The organism is Serratia sp. CY29653 (assembly GCF_052169255.1).
Taxonomy (GTDB): domain Bacteria; phylum Pseudomonadota; class Gammaproteobacteria; order Enterobacterales; family Enterobacteriaceae; genus Serratia; species Serratia sarumanii.
Genome location: NZ_JBJNLC010000004.1, coordinates 254122 through 270900 on the forward strand (window position 1 = coordinate 254122; position 16779 = coordinate 270900).

20 protein-coding genes and 1 other RNA gene are annotated in these 16779 nt (G+C 60.4%); 8 read left to right on the forward strand and 13 right to left on the reverse strand.

All coding sequences use genetic code 11. The features are described from left to right. Positions 1-9: 9 nt before the first annotated feature. The 3 genes from ACJ8HN_RS19410 to grcA form a co-directional block, all read right to left on the reverse strand. Positions 10-765, reverse strand: a complete 756-nt coding sequence (locus tag ACJ8HN_RS19410; protein ID WP_308332030.1) for an ankyrin repeat domain-containing protein — start codon at positions 763-765, stop codon at positions 10-12. Continuing rightward, positions 758-1720 carry a DUF2974 domain-containing protein gene (locus ACJ8HN_RS19415; RefSeq protein WP_033648946.1) on the reverse strand — a complete coding sequence of 321 codons (963 nt, stop codon included), beginning with the start codon at positions 1718-1720 and terminating at the stop codon, positions 758-760. Before ACJ8HN_RS19415 ends, ACJ8HN_RS19410 begins: the two co-directional genes overlap by 8 nt. A gap of 183 nt (positions 1721-1903) precedes the next feature. Then, positions 1904-2287 carry an autonomous glycyl radical cofactor GrcA gene (gene grcA / locus ACJ8HN_RS19420; RefSeq protein WP_004929114.1) on the reverse strand — a complete coding sequence of 128 codons (384 nt, stop codon included), beginning with the start codon at positions 2285-2287 and terminating at the stop codon, positions 1904-1906. Between the two features lie 346 nt (positions 2288-2633). Here grcA and ung point away from each other — a divergent pair, with 346 nt between their 5' ends. Further along, on the forward strand, positions 2634-3317 hold the full coding sequence (gene ung, locus ACJ8HN_RS19425) for a uracil-DNA glycosylase (RefSeq protein ID WP_033635636.1): 684 nt from the start codon (positions 2634-2636) through the stop codon (positions 3315-3317). A 56-nt stretch (positions 3318-3373) separates the two neighbouring features. On the opposite strand, the gene grpE is transcribed toward ung, so the two are convergent. Then, positions 3374-3958: a nucleotide exchange factor GrpE gene (gene grpE / locus ACJ8HN_RS19430; RefSeq protein WP_025159545.1), complete on the reverse strand. Its 585-nt coding sequence runs from the start codon at positions 3956-3958 to the stop codon at positions 3374-3376. Positions 3959-4083: 125 nt separating this feature from the next. On the opposite strand from grpE, the gene nadK reads away from it, so the two are divergent. From nadK to bamE, 3 genes are all read left to right on the forward strand, one after another. Then, the gene (gene nadK, locus ACJ8HN_RS19435) at positions 4084-4962 is read left to right on the forward strand and encodes an NAD(+) kinase (RefSeq protein WP_019452304.1); all 879 of its coding nucleotides are present in this window, start codon (positions 4084-4086) and stop codon (positions 4960-4962) included. A gap of 86 nt (positions 4963-5048) precedes the next feature. Continuing rightward, positions 5049-6710 carry a DNA repair protein RecN gene (recN, locus tag ACJ8HN_RS19440; RefSeq protein ID WP_038870807.1) on the forward strand — a complete coding sequence of 554 codons (1662 nt, stop codon included), beginning with the start codon at positions 5049-5051 and terminating at the stop codon, positions 6708-6710. 240 nt (positions 6711-6950) lie between these two features. Then, on the forward strand, positions 6951-7289 hold the full coding sequence (gene bamE / locus ACJ8HN_RS19445) for an outer membrane protein assembly factor BamE (protein ID WP_004929101.1): 339 nt from the start codon (positions 6951-6953) through the stop codon (positions 7287-7289). 114 nt (positions 7290-7403) lie between these two features. Here bamE and ACJ8HN_RS19450 read toward each other — a convergent pair whose 3' ends face one another. Continuing rightward, positions 7404-7688, reverse strand: a complete 285-nt coding sequence (locus ACJ8HN_RS19450) for an RnfH family protein (protein ID WP_004929098.1) — start codon at positions 7686-7688, stop codon at positions 7404-7406. Then, a complete protein-coding gene (locus ACJ8HN_RS19455; RefSeq protein WP_033648948.1) occupies positions 7681-8115 on the reverse strand; it encodes a type II toxin-antitoxin system RatA family toxin in 435 nt (144 codons plus the stop codon). Before ACJ8HN_RS19455 ends, ACJ8HN_RS19450 begins: the two co-directional genes overlap by 8 nt. 161 nt (positions 8116-8276) lie before the next feature. Here ACJ8HN_RS19455 and smpB point away from each other — a divergent pair, with 161 nt between their 5' ends. Beyond that, entirely contained in the window at positions 8277-8759 is a 483-nt protein-coding gene (gene smpB / locus ACJ8HN_RS19460) for an SsrA-binding protein SmpB (RefSeq protein ID WP_033654311.1), read from the forward strand. A 49-nt stretch (positions 8760-8808) separates the two neighbouring features. Then, positions 8809-9172, forward strand: a transfer-messenger RNA (tmRNA) gene (gene ssrA / locus ACJ8HN_RS19465). A gap of 134 nt (positions 9173-9306) precedes the next feature. Here ssrA and ACJ8HN_RS19470 read toward each other — a convergent pair. From ACJ8HN_RS19470 to ACJ8HN_RS19480, 3 genes are read right to left on the reverse strand one after another with little or no spacing between them, the layout of a single operon-like run. Continuing rightward, positions 9307-10443: an HlyD family secretion protein gene (locus ACJ8HN_RS19470; RefSeq protein WP_041036389.1), complete on the reverse strand. Its 1137-nt coding sequence runs from the start codon at positions 10441-10443 to the stop codon at positions 9307-9309. Between the two features lie 9 nt (positions 10444-10452). Then, on the reverse strand, positions 10453-10797 hold the full coding sequence (locus tag ACJ8HN_RS19475) for a DUF3302 domain-containing protein (protein ID WP_442523828.1): 345 nt from the start codon (positions 10795-10797) through the stop codon (positions 10453-10455). Between the two features lie 38 nt (positions 10798-10835). Next, positions 10836-11489 carry a DUF3313 domain-containing protein gene (locus tag ACJ8HN_RS19480; RefSeq protein ID WP_442523829.1) on the reverse strand — a complete coding sequence of 218 codons (654 nt, stop codon included), beginning with the start codon at positions 11487-11489 and terminating at the stop codon, positions 10836-10838. A 135-nt stretch (positions 11490-11624) separates the two neighbouring features. Between ACJ8HN_RS19480 and ACJ8HN_RS19485 the strand changes: the two genes are divergently transcribed. Then, positions 11625-12560, forward strand: coding sequence for a LysR family transcriptional regulator (locus tag ACJ8HN_RS19485; RefSeq protein ID WP_442523830.1), 936 nt, complete (start codon positions 11625-11627; stop codon positions 12558-12560). A gap of 55 nt (positions 12561-12615) precedes the next feature. On the opposite strand, the gene ACJ8HN_RS19490 is transcribed toward ACJ8HN_RS19485, so the two are convergent. From ACJ8HN_RS19490 to ACJ8HN_RS19500, 3 genes are all read right to left on the reverse strand, one after another. Then, positions 12616-14277 carry a DUF2534 family protein gene (locus tag ACJ8HN_RS19490; protein ID WP_442523831.1) on the reverse strand — a complete coding sequence of 554 codons (1662 nt, stop codon included), beginning with the start codon at positions 14275-14277 and terminating at the stop codon, positions 12616-12618. Positions 14278-14348: 71 nt separating this feature from the next. Then, positions 14349-14765, reverse strand: coding sequence for a DUF2946 domain-containing protein (locus tag ACJ8HN_RS19495; protein ID WP_442523832.1), 417 nt, complete (start codon positions 14763-14765; stop codon positions 14349-14351). Between the two features lie 112 nt (positions 14766-14877). After that, a complete protein-coding gene (locus ACJ8HN_RS19500; protein ID WP_442523833.1) occupies positions 14878-15330 on the reverse strand; it encodes a GNAT family N-acetyltransferase in 453 nt (150 codons plus the stop codon). A 98-nt stretch (positions 15331-15428) separates the two neighbouring features. Between ACJ8HN_RS19500 and ACJ8HN_RS19505 the strand changes: the two genes are divergently transcribed. Continuing rightward, positions 15429-16163, forward strand: coding sequence for a class I SAM-dependent methyltransferase (locus ACJ8HN_RS19505; RefSeq protein WP_442523834.1), 735 nt, complete (start codon positions 15429-15431; stop codon positions 16161-16163). Positions 16164-16225: 62 nt separating this feature from the next. Here ACJ8HN_RS19505 and ACJ8HN_RS19510 read toward each other — a convergent pair whose 3' ends face one another. Continuing rightward, the gene (locus tag ACJ8HN_RS19510) at positions 16226-16723 is read right to left on the reverse strand and encodes a GNAT family N-acetyltransferase (RefSeq protein ID WP_442523835.1); all 498 of its coding nucleotides are present in this window, start codon (positions 16721-16723) and stop codon (positions 16226-16228) included. Between the last annotated feature and the right edge of the window lie 56 nt (positions 16724-16779).

Here is a 16779-nt window from a genome sequence, read left to right on the forward strand (position 1 = left end):
TATGGGCGTTTACGGCTGCGCGTAGTGCGTGGCCAGGCGGTGCCCCTGCAGCCATTTATCCAGTTCGCGGAACTGCGCCTTCAGCTCGTCATTCTGCAAATGCGCCGGCGTTTGCGAGAAATAAAACTGGAACGCAAAGCCCTGCTGGTTGCGCGCCCGGGCATCGGCCCCGGCCTGCAGCAGCAGCAGCGCCAGGTGCGGTGCGTTAATCTTCGCCGCCAGATGCAGCGGGGTATCCCCCAGCCGATCGCTCAAGGTGGTGTCCGCCCCGGCCGCCAGCAACAGCCGCAGCTGCTCTTCGCGCCCGGCCAGCACCGCCGCCGCGAGCGGCGTGGCGCCGGTAACGGCATTGCGCACGTTCACCGGTGCCCCTTCGGTCAGCAGCAACCGCAGGTACTGCGCGTCTTGCAACATCGCCGCGGTGTGCAGCGCGCTGTTGCCGTCCAGCCCCGCCGCCGCCGGGTCGGCGCCGAGATCCAGCAACGCCTGCACGCTATCCGGCTGCTGCGAAAGCACCGCCCACTGCAACAGCGTGACCTGCCGATCGCCCCGCTCGCGCAAACGATCCTGCGTGGCCTGCGCACGGATGCCCTGCGTATCGCCGCGCGCCACCGCCTGAGCCAGCGCCAGATTGCTGTGGCCGTCAAACGGCGAAATCTCCTGCCCCATCTGTTGCTCCTTAGCCATCATCAGTAAACCGGTCACCGCGACCAGCGCCAGTAAGGCTATCGCCAGCGCCCACCGCAAGCGACGCCCTTCAGGCATTGGCCTTCGCCTCCCACGGCTTTTGTTCCGCCATCGAGCTTATCACCTTGTCGATGCCGTGCGCCGTCAGGCTGCGATCCAGATGCTTGCTCGGCCGCCAGTCATCGATGCCGGTCAGGGTATCGTTGTTGGCCAGGGTGATGTTGTGGCCGATGGCGTCCGGGATCAGCGAGGTCGATTCCTGGGTGCTGGTCAGCATGTCATATTGCTCGCTGTAGCGGCGAATGCTGCCGGCTTCGGCATCTTTCTTCGCCGCCGCCGGATCGATACCCAGGCGATTCAGGGTGTAATCCGAGACCCCGGCCGCGTTGAAGGTGACCGCGACGGTGCCGGTCGCCAGCGCCGCCGTGGCCGCCAGACCGCCGCCGAGCGAATGGCCGGCGATCACCAGCGCATCGCCGAAGGCCGCCTTGGCGCTTTTGGCGGCGGCAACCGCCTGATTGTACTGCACATCATCATAGCCCGTCGCCTGCCGCACGTTGCTCAGCCAATCGCGCCAGTCGTTGGTGCCGGCGAACGCCAGCACATACTGCTTGTCGTTGCTGTAAATCCCGGCCTGGAAACCGCTGCCCGCGTCATGCAGGCTGGCGGGATCGATGCCAAAACCGAGCAGCGCGCTGTCGCTCAGGCGGTTGAACCCGGCGGCACCCTGGCCATTGAGTGAATAAACGTCCTTGGCCAACAGCGCCAATGCATAATCCCCCTCCTGCGATTGCTGCCCCCGCGTCACGCCCGGCGCTGCTGCTGCCGTCGGCGCCGCCGCTGAGATATCGCCGACCAGCGTATTCAACAGATTCTGCGCATTGAGCGTGTTCTGAGAGGGAGAGGCCACCGGCGCCGGATTTGCCGGCGTTGCCGCGGGCAGCGCCGCCGTCGCCGTCTCGGCAGCGGCGCGAGGTGTAGGGATCGCGGCCACCGGGGATACTGCAGAGGTAAAACTTAAAGGCATACTCATGCCGACTCCTTGTCGATAGACTTTTTATTGAGCACCTGAATAGGTGCTGATTTAGCTATCGGCAGGTCGGATGAGTTCTGTATTAGAAATGCTTATCTTTGTGCAGAATGTGATCCGCGTTCGATTTTCGGCCGTCAAACGCAGAAAAGGGAGCCGAAGCTCCCTGATTGACTGCGCCGCAAATTACAGGCTTTCGGTAAAGGTGCGGGCGATAACGTCGCGCTGCTGTTCCGGCGTCAGGGAGTTGAAGCGCACCGCATAGCCGGACACGCGGATGGTCAGCTGCGGGTATTTTTCCGGGTGCTTGACCGCGTCTTCCAGGGTTTCGCGACGCAGCACGTTGACGTTCAGGTGCTGGCCGCCTTCCACGCGCACGGTCGGCTGCATTTCCAGCGGCACTTCACGGTATTCGATCTGGCCCAGATCGCTCACCGCGACAACCTGATCTTCCGCGTAGTTGGCCTTGGCGCACACGCAGCGAGCTTCCGCTTTTTCATCGTCCAGCAGCCAGAAAGAATTCACCAGCGCCTGGTCGTTCGCTTTGGTAATTTGAATACCGGTAATCATTATGTTGCCTCCGTACAAGGGCGTAAAAATTCACGTCGTGAGAAAACCCAATTCTGGTTTCGGCCATTTGGTAAAACCATTGTTGTCTTGTTGTTCTGTATACCAGCCTGACCAAGCCAGTTCCTTGATTAAAGTCAATTTTTACCGGGTAGGCACAAGGCGTGAAGGGGCAAATTTATGTTTTATATCAATTTTCCCACTGCGGCAAAAACCAATTATTTTTGTAAATTTTCAAAATTAATTGCATAAGACGCAGCGGCAAGAAATGAAAAGCGGGTTTCGCTGCGCGAGCCGACACGGTAAGCTATAGCCCATGAATTGCTAAAGAAAACAAAGGAGAGCGTTTATGGCCACCTCCCTCACCTGGCATGACGTGATCGGCAAAGAGAAAGAGCAGCCCTATTTTGTTGAAACGCTCGCCTTTGTTGCCGCTGAACGCCAGGCCGGTAAGACCATTTATCCACCGCAGAAGGACGTGTTCAACGCTTTCCGCTATACCGAACTGGCGGACGTCAAAGTCGTCATCCTCGGCCAGGATCCCTACCACGGCCCCAATCAGGCGCACGGCCTCTCTTTCTCGGTGCGCCCCGGCGTGCCGGCGCCGCCGTCGCTGGTGAACATGTATAAAGAGCTGGCGACTGATATTCCCGGTTTCGAACGCCCGGATCACGGCTACCTGCAAAGCTGGGCCGAACAGGGGGTGCTGCTGCTCAACACCGTGCTGACGGTGGAAGGCGGCCGCGCGCACTCGCACGCCAACCTGGGCTGGGAAACCTTTACCGATAAAGTGATCGCCGCCCTGAACGAGAACCGCGAAGGCGTGGTGTTCCTGCTGTGGGGCTCGCACGCGCAGAAGAAAGGCAACTTTATCGACCGCAACCGCCACCATGTGCTGAAGGCACCGCACCCGTCGCCGCTCTCCGCCCACCGCGGCTTCCTCGGCTGCCGCCACTTCTCGCAGGCCAATCAGCTGCTGGAGCAACAAGGGCTCACGCCGATCGACTGGATGCCGCGCCTGCCGCAGGCGTAGTCCAGAGACAAAAAAGGCACCCTCGGGTGCCTTTCTTTATGCCGTTGCCGGGGCGATTACGCCTTGGCTTTGGAGACCGCAACCATCGCCGGACGCAGCAGGCGGCCGTTCAGCGTATAGCCTTTCTGCATCACCATCATCACGTGGTTCGGCTGATGATCGGCGGATTCCATCATGCTCATCGCCTGATGCACTTCCGGGTTGAACGGCACGTTGACGTCGCCGACGATTTCGATACCGTATTTGCGCACCACGTCCAGCAGCGATTTCAGCGTCAGCTCGATGCCTTCGATCATCGCGGCCAGTTCCGGATTGTTTTTATCCGCCAGATCCAGCGCGCGCTCCAGGTTGTCGATCACCGGCAGCAGATCGCCGGAGAATTTCTCCAGGGCGAACTTGTGCGCTTTCTCGACGTCCAGTTCGGCGCGGCGGCGGATGTTCTCCGCTTCGGCTTTGGCGCGCAGCAGGCTGTCGCGCTCGTGCTGCTGAGCTTCCGCCAGTTGGGCTTCCAGTTCGGCGATACGCGCATCGCGCAGATCGACGCCTTCCGCCGCTTCCGGCAGCGTATCCTCGTGGTGAGCGTGTTGTTCCATTTCTTCCGAGACTTGCTCGTTTGGCGTCTTCTGTTCTTTACTACTCATGAATATCTCCGCGTTTTAGCATTAATCTCGCAACTTGGCTTATTATGGGGATCAAAACCGGGGTTTCAAGTCAACCGGTCACAATGTGGGGCATAAACGGCTCCCGGTGAGGAAAATCACAACAAATGAATAAAAAATTCGCCTGTATTGGCATTGTTGGCCACCCGCGTCACCCTTCAGCGCTGGCAACCCACGAGATGCTGTTCCACTGGCTGGTCGCCCGCGGCTATTCGGTGATGGTCGAACGCCAGATCGCCCATGATTTAGGGCTGAAAGACGCCGTGACCGGCAGCCTGGCGGATATCGGCCAGCGCGCCGACCTGGCGGTGGTGGTCGGCGGCGACGGCAACATGCTCGGCGCCGCGCGCGTGCTGGCGCGCTACGACATCAAGGTGATCGGGGTCAACCGCGGCAACCTCGGCTTCCTCACCGATCTCGATCCCGACAACGCCCTGCAGCAGCTGGCGGACGTGCTGGAAGGCGAGTACATCGACGAACAGCGTTTCCTGCTGGAAACCATCGTGCATAAAGAGCACCAGCAGTGCCGCATCAGCACCGCCATCAACGAAGTAGTGCTACACCCCGGCAAAGTGGCGCACATGATCGAATTCGAGGTGTACATCGACGATCGCTTCGCCTTCTCGCAGCGTTCCGACGGCCTGATCATCGCCACGCCGACCGGCTCCACCGCCTACTCGCTCTCCGCCGGCGGACCGATCCTCACCCCGTCGCTGGAGGCGATCGCGCTGGTGCCGATGTTCCCGCATACCCTCTCCGCCCGGCCGCTGGTGATCAACGGCGACAGCACCATCCGCCTGAAGTTTTCGCAGATCGGCAGCGATCTGGAGATCAGCTGCGACAGCCAGATCGCGCTGCCGATCCAGGAAGGCGAAGAAGTGCTGATCCGCCGCAGCGATTTCCACCTGAACCTGATTCACCCGAAGGACTATAGCTATTTCAACACGTTAAGCACCAAGCTGGGCTGGTCGAAAAAATTGTTCTAAAATCTGTGCCGGCCACTTTACTGTATATAAAACCAGTTTATACTGTATGAAACTACAGTTATGTGTTTATACACAGGAAGGTTCCCATGCTGGCGCAATTAACCATCAGCAACTTTGCTATCGTTCGTGAGTTGGAAATCGATTTTCAACCGGGTATGACGGCGATCACCGGTGAAACCGGCGCCGGCAAATCCATCGCCATCGATGCGCTGGGGCTGTGCCTCGGCAACCGCGCCGACGGCAACGTGGTGCGCCTGGGAGCCGCCCGCGCCGACATCTGCGCCCGCTTCTCGCTGGCGGACACCCCGTCCGCGCGCGAATGGCTGGAACAGAACCAGCTGGACGACAGCAACGAATGCCTGCTGCGCCGGGTGATCAATGCCGACGGCCGTTCGCGCGGCTTTATCAACGGCACCGCCGTGCCGCTGTCGCAGCTGCGCGAACTGGGGCAACGCCTGATCCAAATCCACGGCCAACACGCCCATCAGCTGCTGCTCAAGCCGGAGCACCAAAAAGCGCTGCTCGACGCCTACGCCGACGAACCCGCCCTGCTGGCGGCGATGAGCCAGGCCTACCAACGCTGGCACCAGAGCTGCCGCGAGCTGGCGCACCATCAGCAGCAGTCCATCGAGCGCGAAGCGCGCAAGCAGCTGCTGCAATACCAATTGAAAGAGCTGAACGAATTCGCGCCGCAGGCCGGCGAGTTCGAACAGACCGACGCCGAGTACAAGCGCCTGGCCAACAGCGGCCAGCTGCTGACCCTCAGCCAGCAGACGCTGCAGCTGCTCGCCGACAGCGACGAGAACAACATGCTCAGCCAGCTCTACAGCGCCAAGCACCTGCTGCTCGAGCTGGCCGGGCTGGACGACAAACTCAGCGGCCTGCTGGACATGCTGGAAGAGGCCTCTATCCAGATCAGCGAAGCCAGCGACGAGCTGCGCCACTACGCCGATCGCATGGATCTCGATCCCAACCGCCTGCACGAGCTGGAACAGCGCCTGTCGCGCCAAATCAGCCTGGCGCGCAAACACCAGGTTGCGCCGGAAGAGCTGCCGCAGCTGCATCAGCAGTTGCTGGATGAACAGCAGCTGCTGTCGCAGCAGGAAAGCGACCATGAGCACCTGAACGAGGCGGTCACCCTGCATCACCAACAGGCGCTGGCGCTGGCGGAACAGCTGCATCAGAAACGCCTGCATTACGCCGCCGAGCTGACCACGCTCATCACCGACAGTATGCAGGCGCTCTCCATGCCGCACGGCAAGTTCAACATCGACGTGCGTTTCGAGCCGCAGCATCTGAGCGCCGAAGGGGCCAGCCGCACCGAGTTCTGCGTCTCCACCAACCCGGGGCAGCCGCTGCAGCCACTGGCGAAGGTCGCCTCCGGCGGTGAGCTGTCACGCATCGCGCTGGCGATTCAGGTGATCACCGCCCGCAAGATGGAAACCCCGGCGCTGATCTTCGATGAGGTGGACGTGGGTATCAGCGGCCCGACCGCCGCCATCGTCGGCCGCCTGCTGCGCCAGCTCGGCGAATCCACCCAGGTGATGTGCGTGACCCACCTGCCGCAGGTGGCCGGATGCGGGCATCAACACCTGTTCGTCAGCAAGCAGACCGACGGCACGGTCACCGAAACCCAGATGGCGCCGCTGGATAAACGCGCCCGGCTGCAGGAGCTGGCGCGCCTGCTCGGCGGCAGTGAAGTCACCCGCAATACGTTGGCGAACGCCAAAGAACTGCTGGCGGCATAAAAAAGCTCAACTTTTTCACTTTCCTGCGGTCTGACAGTGACGCTGTTAACCCGAAAGATATCTAAAGTGCGGCGCGGCGGCGATCCTAAGCCTCCTCAACGGCCTGAAACAGGCCAAGCGCTTGAGGTGCTGAAAGAAAGCCAACGCGTCGCAACTTGAAAGATGAAGGGTATAAAGGTTTCCAACTGCCGCAAGGTCTATTATCATCGGCATCCTATGCCCTAAAGGAATGTGATTACTATGCGCTGTAAAACGCTGACTGCCGCCGCTGTAGTTCTTGTGATGCTGACTGCAGGCTGTTCTACTTTTGAAAAGGTGGTTTATCGTCCTGACATCAACCAGGGGAACTACCTGACGTCGACCGACGTGGCGAAAATTCAGAAAGGGATGACCCAGCAACAGGTCGCTTACACATTGGGCACCCCAATGCTGCAAGACCCGTTCGGGACTCAGACGTGGTTCTATGTGTTCCGCCAGCAGCCTGGCCATGAAGACATCACCCAGCAGACGCTGACGCTGACCTTCGACAGCGCAGGCGTGTTGACCGATATCCAGAACAAACCGGCGCTGACCAAGTAATCGGCGCCGCTCTTCCGGCCCATGAGGGGGCATGCTGTTCCTCATGACAGTCGCAGGCTGCAACGCGGAAGAGAAAATCAGTTTCAGATAAAAAAATAAGGCGCTTATAGCGCCTTATTTTTTTGCCTTTTCTGCCCGTTGCCGGCGCAGCTCTTTCGGATCGGCTATCAGCGGCCGGTAGATCTCCACCCGGTCGCCGTCGTTCAGCGTATCGCCCAGCTTGGCCGGGCGGCTGTAGATGCCGATTTTGTTGCTCTTGAGATCGATATCCTGGCGCAGCTCCAGCAGGCCCGAAGCCTGGATCGCTTGCTCGACGCTGCTGCCCTCGGCCAGCTTCACCTTGCGCAGGTACTGGCGCTCCGGCAAGGCGTACACCACCTCGACCTGGATGTCAGACACTGTAGACCTCTTTCGCCCGCTGGGTGAATGCCTGCACCATGTTGCCCGCCAGCTCCTTGAACACTTTGCCGAACGCCAGCTCAATCAGTTTGTTGGTGAACTCGAAGTCCAGGTGCAGCTCCACCTTGCAGGCCTCTTCGCTCAGCGGCGTGAACTGCCAACCGCCCATCAGCTTGCGGAACGGGCCATCGACCAGCTGCATATTGATGCTCTGGTTATCCAGCAGCGTATTGCGCGTGGTGAAGGTCTTGCTGATACCGGCCTTGGCGACGTCCACCGCGGCGGTCATTTCGTTGGAGGTAGCGTTAAGCACCCGGCTGCCGGTGCAACCTGGCAGAAAATCGGGATAAGAGTGAACATCGTTAACCAACTGATACATCTGCTCGGCGCTGAACGGCACTAATGCAGACCGACTGATCTGGGGCATATCATTTCCTGTGAGACATAAAACGTACAGATAATACCATTTATCTGGCGGCAAACAAAAAATCTGCTAAGGGATGAGGGCGCCAAAAATGCGAAAAATTGCGCAGGTGCTGAACGGGAAAGGATTTCTTTCGCTGAAGCATCCAGTATAATGAACGCACTATGACAAAGAAAAAAGCACACAAACCCGGTTCCGCCACCATTGCTCAAAACAAGCGCGCGCGTTTCGAATACTTCATTGAAGAAGAGTTCGAGGCGGGCCTGTCGCTGCAAGGGTGGGAAGTTAAATCGCTGCGTGCAGGCAAAGCCAACCTCAGCGACAGCTACGTGACGTTCCGTGACGGTGAAGCCTATCTGTTTGGCGCCACCATCACCCCGCTCAACGTGGCTTCGTCGCATGTGGTGTGCGATCCGACGCGTACCCGTAAACTGCTGCTGAAACGACGCGAGCTGGATACCCTGCTCGGCCGCGTCAACCGCGATGGCTACACCGTGGTGGCCTTGTCCCTGTATTGGAAAAATGCCTGGAGCAAGATCAAGATCGGCGTAGCCAAAGGCAAGAAAGAGCACGACAAACGCGATGACATCAAAGATCGCGAATGGCAGACGGCGAAAGCCCGTATCATGAAGCACGCCAATCGTTAAGCCGCTGGCTTATCGAAGTAGACTTCTGGTATACTGCACAAAGTTACTTGGGGCTGATTCTGGATTCGACGGGATTTGCGAAGCCCTAGGAGCATGCCGAGGGGCGGTTGGCCTCGTAAAAAGCCGCAAAAAAATAGTCGCAAACGACGAAAACTACGCTTTAGCAGCTTAATACCCTGCTTAGAGCCCTCTCTCCCTAGCCTCCGCTCTTAGGACGGGGATCAAGAGAGGTCAAACCCAAAAGAGATCGCGTGGATGTCCTGCCTGGGGCTGAAGCGTTAAACTCAATCAGGCTAGTCTGTCAGTAGCGTGTCCATCCGCAGCTGGCCGGCGAATGTAAAGATTGGACTAAGCATGTAGTGCCGACGGTGTAGTAATTTCGGACGCGGGTTCAACTCCCGCCAGCTCCACCAAATACGTCGCCAGTGAACCAGATAGACCCGGCGATAATAGCGAAAAAGCCCACAACTTCGGTTGCGGGCTTTTTTGTGTTTGGCGTATTCCGAAGGCTCGCCCCACGGCCCGGGCTGTTCCGGGCCAATGCAGGCTAGTGATCCAGATAAAGATAATGCAGCCAGCTGGTCATGCGCAGCAGCACTTTGCGCATCACGGAGACGTGCTCGAAGTGCCCGGTATAGACCGCCGCCTGAGCGCTCACGCCGTCGGGCAAGTGAGCCAGATCCGGGTTGGCCGCCAGGTCAATCATCACGTACACCCCTTCCCGGCCCGGCGTGGCGCTCAGGCCCTGCAGTGCGCCGCTGGCCTGGTAGCTGCCGTCCGGTATCGCCGGCAACACCCGGCTTACGGTGCCGCCGTAAACCTGTCCCGGCAAGCCGTTGAACACCACCTCGGCCTGGTCCCCCTGCGCCAAGCGCAGGATGGCGTTCTGGCGGAACACCGCCACCACCTGGCGCTTTTGCTGCGGGATAAAGATCATCACCGGTTTGAACGGCAGGCGAACCGCCGCCGTGCCCGGCCGCGCCAGCACCTGCGTGACATACCCGTCGCTCGGCGCACGCACCACCGTTTGTTCCAGGTTGTAACGCGCCTCGGCAATTTGCGATTTCAGGCTGGCTATCGTGGCGTCTTCGCCGTCATAGCGCCCGGACAACCGCGCCTGTTCCTGTTGGAACTGAGCTTTCGCCGCCTGCAGCGCCGCGGATTGCGCCTGGTACTGCTGCTGCGCATGGCTGACGTCCTGCTCCGAGAACGGGTTGACCGGCATCGCCGCCCCTTTCGCATAGCGCTGGTAGTCCTTACGGGCACGCTCGTACTCCGCGTTCGCCCGCTGCACGTTGGCGGCGGACTCGCTGAGCGCCGCCCGGCGCGTTCTGATCTCCGCCTCGGCCCCGGCCAGATCTGCCTCCAGCCTGGTGAGCCGCGCACGGTAGCGGCTGTCGTCAAGACGGAACAGCACCTCGCCTTTGCGCAGCAGCACGTTGGTTTTCTCCGTCACCTCAACGATCATGCCCGAGACCTGCGGCACCATCGGCACCGACACGGCGATCTTCTGCGCCCGATCGCTGTACGGATGGTTGTAGTTCATCGTCAGAATCAACGCGCCGACGATAACGATCCCGCCAAGCACGGCGGTCGGCACGGTCCATTTGTTGACCGGAATGCGAAACAGTTTAAATACGCCGTAGCTCAGCGCCACGTAGCTGAGAATAATGAGCAAATCCATAGGCTACGCTCAACTTACCGTGGGGCCGAGAACCGCCGTCGGCTTTTCCTGCAGGCGTTGCAATTCGGCTTCGAGCAGCGCGATGCGCGCCTGCAGATCCGTTGAAGGTTCTGCCTTCTCACTCATGCCCCAGCCGCGTTCCGGCCGATAGAGCGTTGCCCAGATCCACAGCAGCGGCCAAATAGCGTGCAGCGTAAACAGGCTGACCCAACCGGCAACGTGAATCGCATCTTGATGGGGGTGCCGGCGTTTTTTGGCCAGCAAATAGGGAATGTCATGAATAATAATGACGCCGTAAAATAAAATCAGGAATACCGCGATCAGTACGCCTAAAGCGAAATAGTTAAGAAACATGTAAAGTCCTGGCTGAGAATAACGAAAATAAACGAGGTTTATAGCGTGTTATATTGTCTGATATCGTTGGCGATGGTATCGATGGCATTCTTCACGTCGGTGACTTTAAGCTGCGCTTTCTCGTTATTGAGATTTTCCCCTGAAGCCTTGCGCACCACTTTAATGACCGGCTGATTAGTCGCCGCATCGATAAACTCGCCTTCCATATAGACCGCGCTCTCCATGGTGCGGTGCCCGGTCACGCTTTGCGTCGCGGCAATCAGCAGGGTGATCGGCAAGACTTCATAGATCTGCAGCCCTTTCTTCTGAGTGTCGATCGCCGTGATGGCGCCGCGGAAAATCAGCGTATGCTCGCGCGGCATGTCCACCAGCGTAAAGTGGGTGCCCATCGCCTGCTTAAACTGCTGGTTGGTATAGTTCAGAATATTGTCGAGTGAACGCTGGCTCACCATCTCGCTCGGCTTCGGCCGCGGGAAATAGATCATCGGTTGATAAACCAAATATTGATAACGGGAAAAATCGACGTTCTTATCCTTCCAATATAAAACGTCTTTGCCGGACGCGCATTGACCTTTATTGATATCGTTATAATTGGTCAGAAAGGTCGAGTATTTTTCTTTTTCGGTCACGGCGGAAGAGCACGCGGCCAGTAATAACAGCGCAGGCAAAATAACCGCTCTTGTCACTTTCATTGACGGGTTTCTCTTTATTTTGGTGAATAGCAAATAATCAAATCGAATGATACCCACCCGTCCGCGATAAGTCATATGACAATGCCGCCAAAGGTGTATATCATTTTTGATATACAAACTCACAAGAGCCGGCCAGTGAAAGAGAAAGACTTCCGCATTGAAGAACTCAGGATTGTCCGCGTCATTGCCGAAACGGCGAGCGTCAGCAAAGCGGCGCAGCTGTTGGACATGCCGCAGTCTAACGTGTCGCGCACCCTCACCGCGCTGGAACGGCGGCTTGGGTTGGAACTGTTCCTGCGCGGCCCGCGTACCCTGGCGCTGACTGAATTCGGCGAACAATTCTTGCGGCGCGCCTCACAGTTGCTGGACGAACACAGCGATCTGCTCGATATGTCCGGCACCTATAAACGCAGCCTGAACGGCATGGTCACGCTCGGCGCGCCGATAGGCATCCACGCTTTCCTGGCCCGTTATTTACTGCCGCCGCTGCTGCACGCTGCACCGGCGCTGACTGTCGATCTGGTGACCCGCAATCCCGATGAACGCGAGAAAAAGTACGGCGCAGTGTTCGACAGCGACTGCGATTTGCTGATCAGCTTTTTTCAGCCGCAAAACGAAAGCCTGATCGCCAGGCCCTTCACCCGTTTTCGCGTCGGGCTGTTCGCCGCACCGGATTACATCGCCCGCTCGCCGCTGACAGCGCTGGATGAACTGCCGCAGCATCGCTGCATTACCTTGCGCATGCTGGGCGGCATTCGCAATACCTGGAGCGGCTACAGTGCGCAGGGGGAGTTGGTGCAGGTCGAGATCAACGGCGCCAGCGTTTGCGATAACATTCTGCCGGCGATCGAGCTGGCCAAACAGGGCCTGGGCATCGTCTACGCCCCGTACTATTCCGTCGCCGCCGAGCTGGATGCCGGCACACTGCTGCCCTGCCTGGCGCGCGAGCGCGGCATCGATATGCAAGCCTACCTGATTTACCGCCGGCGCGGCGTGTTGCCGCACCGCGTGCAGGTGACGATGGACAGCATCATGGAGAGCGTTAAGCTGCACGCCCACCGGCTGATGTAACCAAGAAAAACCCCGCCGCAGCGGGGTTGAATGCTTTGCGTCGGCGCAAAATGCCTCACCGCCCCTCTTTCTCCCCCAGGAAGAAATACCACAGCGGAATGGAAAGCAGCAGGGTGAACACCAGCGTATACAGCAGCACCATCAGGCTCTGCATGATCACCATCTGGGCGCTCCAGGCGCCGATCGGCAGCTGGAATTGCTCGACGGTGCCGCCGAGGATCGCTCGGCCCATCACGCAGCCGACCGCCACCGCCACCGTCGCCACCGCCGCGCGGAACTTGCGCACCTCGGCACGGCGGGCGGCCGCTTCCGGCATTTCGTCCCGGTGGCCTTGCCGTTGGCCGCGCCAGCGCCACACGTCCACCAGCAGCAACGCCGCGAGGCTCACGCCCATCACCGGCAGGCAATAACCCAGCGCCGCTGCCACCAGCAGCGTGCCGGCACGCGCCGGCAGGGAAAGCGCCAGCCAGGCGGCAACCAGCGTATGCACCGGATGCTGCGCCCCCGCCGCCGGGCGGCGACTCCACCACATGCGGTAACCCAGCGCAATCATCAAGCACAGCCCAAGGCCGAACGCCGCCAGCAGCAGCTGATTCGGCAAGCCGAACAGAATGCCCATGTGGGCGTCGATGCCCCAGCGGGTCAGCTTGGCGATCAGCGGGAAAGTGTCGAACCGCAGCTGGTCGACGACGGCGAAGCTTTGCGGCGCGATGGCAACCGCGTCCACCTGCGTCGGCCAGCTGCGATCCACTTCGGTCACCGTCCAGGCTTTGCCCTCGCCTTTCGGCTGGCGCAGCTCGACCTTGGCGGCGTCTATTCCAGCGGCGCGCGCGGCGTACAGCGCCCGATCCCAGTCGCCGTTCAGCGCATTGCTCTGCGCGGCTGGGGCCATCTTCATGCCCGCCATCATCCCGCGGTGCTCGGCGTGCGGATCGGCCGGCGTCTGCGGCGTATCGGCCTGCAGGCTGGTGTTGACCTGCGGCGTCAGCCAGCCCAGGTTGGCCCGCAGCGCGTCGATGTTGCCGCCGGCCCACTGCGACCAGGTCAGCCCGGTAGCCGAGAAGAACAGCAGCCCGGCCAGCAGCGCCACACCCAGCGTGATATGCCAATGGCGGCTGGCGGCGAAGCCCCCTTTCGCCCTTTTCAGCTTGCGCTTCGGCCGCGTCGCCAGCCACAGCGCCACGCCGCCCAGCGCGGCCACCCACAGCCAGGAGGCCGCCAGCTCGCTGTAGTTGCGCCCCAGATCGCCAAGCAGCAGGCTGCTGTGCAACTTGTCCAGCCAGGTGCGCAGCGGCAGCACGCCGGAGGTGCCGTACACCGTCATATCGCCCTTGATCGCCAGGGTATAAGGATCGACAAACAGCGCGCGCGACTCAGAAGCGCCCAGATCGGCGCCCGCGAACTGTACGCGCGTGGTGTCCATTGCGCCGGGTGCCGGGCGCACGGCGTAAATGCGCGCCTCGTCACCCATCGCGCGGCGGGCGGCGGCGATCTGGTCGGCCAGCGATCTCGCCTGCCCGTGCGGTTCGGTGAAAAGCGCATCGCGATACAGCGCCTCTTCAAGCTGCGGCGTCAACACATACAGCGTGCCGGTCAATGCAGCGACCAGAATAAAAGGAGCGACCAGCAGGCCGATATAAAAATGCAGCCGTCTGATCAGGTTCAGCATCGCGCCACGCGGCGATGCGGCAGGTGGAGTTTTGGTTATTGAAGACATGGCCTTTCTCGTTTTTCAAACTGTGCGCGCAGGCAAACCATCCGCAGCGATACGGACGGCGTTACCCATGATCAAGCAATAGGGAAAAACGGTTGGCCGGGCGGCCCGCGCGGGCTCGGCCGCAGAACAAGGCGCCGAATGGGTGGAGAAACGATGCGCGGGGCGCTAGGCAGGCGCGCGATGCGCGCCATCAGCCACAGCAGCGGGACGAATGTCCACAGCAGCAGCGGCACGTGGATCAGCAGCTCGCAATAGCCGCAGAAAATCATTTCCGCAGGATCCATGCCGTGGTGGCCGACATGCTCGGCGGCGGGCATCGCCATCGCGTGCATGTCATGCGGCATAGCGGCGTCCGTTTGCATCATGCCGCCCATCATCGGGTGGTGCATCAGCGATTTCGACACCACCGGCGCCACAAACAGCAACAGCACCGCCATAATGGCGATGCAGGCGGTAAAGCGTTGCTGTAGCTGGCGTGGCACTCTCATCGCAGCGGCGAATTAACCCGGTCGGTGGCGAACAAGCGGCCAGTGTAACCCGCGATGCGCGATGAGGTGAAAGAAAAGTCAGGTTTGTCTTACGCGCCCCCGGCGGCGGCGATCACAGCACCCGCGAATAGACCCGCGAGGCTTCGCCCCAGGGGTGATAGCCGAGCCCGTTATAAACGAAGCCGCTGCGCTCGTAGTAGCCCTCCAGATCGGTGCACAGGTGCAGCTGCGGGAAGCCCAACCGGCGGCTTTCCGCCGCCACATGCTCAATCAGTTTGGCGCCGTAGCCCCGGCCGCGCTGCGTTTCCTCTACGTAGAGCGCACACAGCCAGGGATACAGCTCGCCACGGCTGATAAAGTCGTTGGTGATGAGCCCCGCGCAGCCGAGGATCCGGTCATTTTCCATCAGCAGGTACCACTGCGGCAGCGGGTTGGCGGCGCCGAGGCTGCGGTTGATGGCGTCTTCATACATCATCAGCGTCTCTGCCGTGGCCCAGTGCCGCTGAAAATACGCAATGGCGCGCGGCGCCAGCTCGGGCACTTGCCGCACCGAAATCATGTCCATCGTCATTCCCGTTATCCATGTTGTCAGCGTAGAATTATGCAGCAATATGCACGGTATGGCAGCGGCATTCCGCCGCCGTCATTCACTAAGGAGTCATCATGACGCAAAACATCTATGACAATCAGGCCTTTTTCGACGGCTATGCGCAGCTCAGCCGCTCGCAGCACGGCCTGGACGGCGCGCCGGAATGGCCCGCCATCCGCCGCATCCTGCCGGATTTGCAGGACAAAAGCGTGGTCGATCTCGGCTGCGGCTACGGCTGGTTCTGCCGCAGCGCGCGCGAACAGGGCGCAGCCAGCGTGCTGGGGCTGGACGTCTCGGAAAAAATGCTGGCCAAAGCGCGGGAGATGACCGCCGACGCGGGCATCGCGTATCGTCGGCAGGATTTGGCGCAGCTTCAGCTGCCGCCGGAAAGTTACGATCTGGTCTACAGCTCGCTGACGCTGCACTACCTCGAGAACCTGGCCGCGCTGTTCGCCACGGTTTACGCCGCGCTGAAACCCGGCGGGCAGTTCATCTTCACCGCCGAGCACCCGATCTACACCGCCCCGGCGCAGCAGGGCTGGCTGACCGACGGCAACGGACAGAAATCCTGGCCGGTGAACGGCTACCAACGAGAAGGCCAGCGCGTTTCCAACTGGCTGGCGGAAGGCGTCATCAAGCAGCACCGCACGCTCGGCGGCTATATCAACCCGCTGGCGCAGCAAGGGTTTATCATCCGGCATTTGAACGAATGGGGCCCCAGCGCGCAGCAAATTGCCGCTAATCCGGCGCTGGACGAAGAGCAGGAACGCCCGATGATCTTCATTCTCGCCGCCCGCAAACCCGCCTGATTGATCCGCAGTAAACCGTTCACACCACCACAGTTGGGGAGGCCGCCTCCCCCCAACGGCTATTATGCCGGCAGCGCCACCCCGTGCGCCGCGAAGTGCGTCAGCGCCTCGCCTTCCATACGATAGCGCACCCACTCGCCCTGCGGCTGCGCGCCGATGCTGAGGTAGAAATCGATGGCCGGTTGGTTCCAGTCCAGCACGCTCCACTCCAGGCGGCCGCACTGCCGCTCGCACGCCAGCTGGGCGATGTGCCGCAGCAGCTTTTTACCGGCGCCCGCGCCGCGATGCTTCGGCGCCACGTACAGGTCTTCCAGATAGATGCCGTTTTTACCCAGCCAGGTGGAGTAACTCATAAAGAACACCGCATAACCCGCCGGCTCGCCGTTCACCGTACAAATCAGCGCTTCGGAACAGGCGCCCGGCCCAAACAGGCTGCGTTCGATATCTTCCACGCTGGCCAGCACCTGCTCGCGCGCCTTTTCGTACACCGCCAGCTCGATAATCATATCCAGAATCAGTTTGGCGTCGCTTTTTTGCGTCGGGTAAATCTCAATGGTCATGGCAAATCCTGAGTGTGTTGATGACTGTGCTTGCCAGCATATCGCGCCTCAAATAC

Excerpts from the sequence above, each read along its gene's own strand:
- ACJ8HN_RS19410 (WP_308332030.1), bottom strand. The coding sequence starts at position 765 with ATGCCTGAAGGGCGTCGCTTGCGGTGGGCGCTGGCGATAGCCTTACTG.
- ACJ8HN_RS19415 (WP_033648946.1), bottom strand. The coding sequence starts at position 1,720 with ATGAGTATGCCTTTAAGTTTTACCTCTGCAGTATCCCCGGTGGCCGCG.
- grcA (WP_004929114.1), bottom strand. The coding sequence starts at position 2,287 with ATGATTACCGGTATTCAAATTACCAAAGCGAACGACCAGGCGCTGGTG.
- ung (WP_033635636.1), top strand. The coding sequence starts at position 2,634 with ATGGCCACCTCCCTCACCTGGCATGACGTGATCGGCAAAGAGAAAGAG.
- grpE (WP_025159545.1), bottom strand. The coding sequence starts at position 3,958 with ATGAGTAGTAAAGAACAGAAGACGCCAAACGAGCAAGTCTCGGAAGAA.
- nadK (WP_019452304.1), top strand. The coding sequence starts at position 4,084 with ATGAATAAAAAATTCGCCTGTATTGGCATTGTTGGCCACCCGCGTCAC.
- recN (WP_038870807.1), top strand. The coding sequence starts at position 5,049 with ATGCTGGCGCAATTAACCATCAGCAACTTTGCTATCGTTCGTGAGTTG.
- bamE (WP_004929101.1), top strand. The coding sequence starts at position 6,951 with ATGCGCTGTAAAACGCTGACTGCCGCCGCTGTAGTTCTTGTGATGCTG.
- ACJ8HN_RS19455 (WP_033648948.1), bottom strand. The coding sequence starts at position 8,115 with ATGCCCCAGATCAGTCGGTCTGCATTAGTGCCGTTCAGCGCCGAGCAG.
- smpB (WP_033654311.1), top strand. The coding sequence starts at position 8,277 with ATGACAAAGAAAAAAGCACACAAACCCGGTTCCGCCACCATTGCTCAA.
- ACJ8HN_RS19470 (WP_041036389.1), bottom strand. The coding sequence starts at position 10,443 with ATGGATTTGCTCATTATTCTCAGCTACGTGGCGCTGAGCTACGGCGTA.
- ACJ8HN_RS19475 (WP_442523828.1), bottom strand. The coding sequence starts at position 10,797 with ATGTTTCTTAACTATTTCGCTTTAGGCGTACTGATCGCGGTATTCCTG.
- ACJ8HN_RS19480 (WP_442523829.1), bottom strand. The coding sequence starts at position 11,489 with ATGAAAGTGACAAGAGCGGTTATTTTGCCTGCGCTGTTATTACTGGCC.
- ACJ8HN_RS19490 (WP_442523831.1), bottom strand. The coding sequence starts at position 14,277 with ATGTCTTCAATAACCAAAACTCCACCTGCCGCATCGCCGCGTGGCGCG.
- ACJ8HN_RS19495 (WP_442523832.1), bottom strand. The coding sequence starts at position 14,765 with ATGAGAGTGCCACGCCAGCTACAGCAACGCTTTACCGCCTGCATCGCC.
- ACJ8HN_RS19500 (WP_442523833.1), bottom strand. The coding sequence starts at position 15,330 with ATGGACATGATTTCGGTGCGGCAAGTGCCCGAGCTGGCGCCGCGCGCC.
- ACJ8HN_RS19505 (WP_442523834.1), top strand. The coding sequence starts at position 15,429 with ATGACGCAAAACATCTATGACAATCAGGCCTTTTTCGACGGCTATGCG.
- ACJ8HN_RS19510 (WP_442523835.1), bottom strand. The coding sequence starts at position 16,723 with ATGACCATTGAGATTTACCCGACGCAAAAAAGCGACGCCAAACTGATT.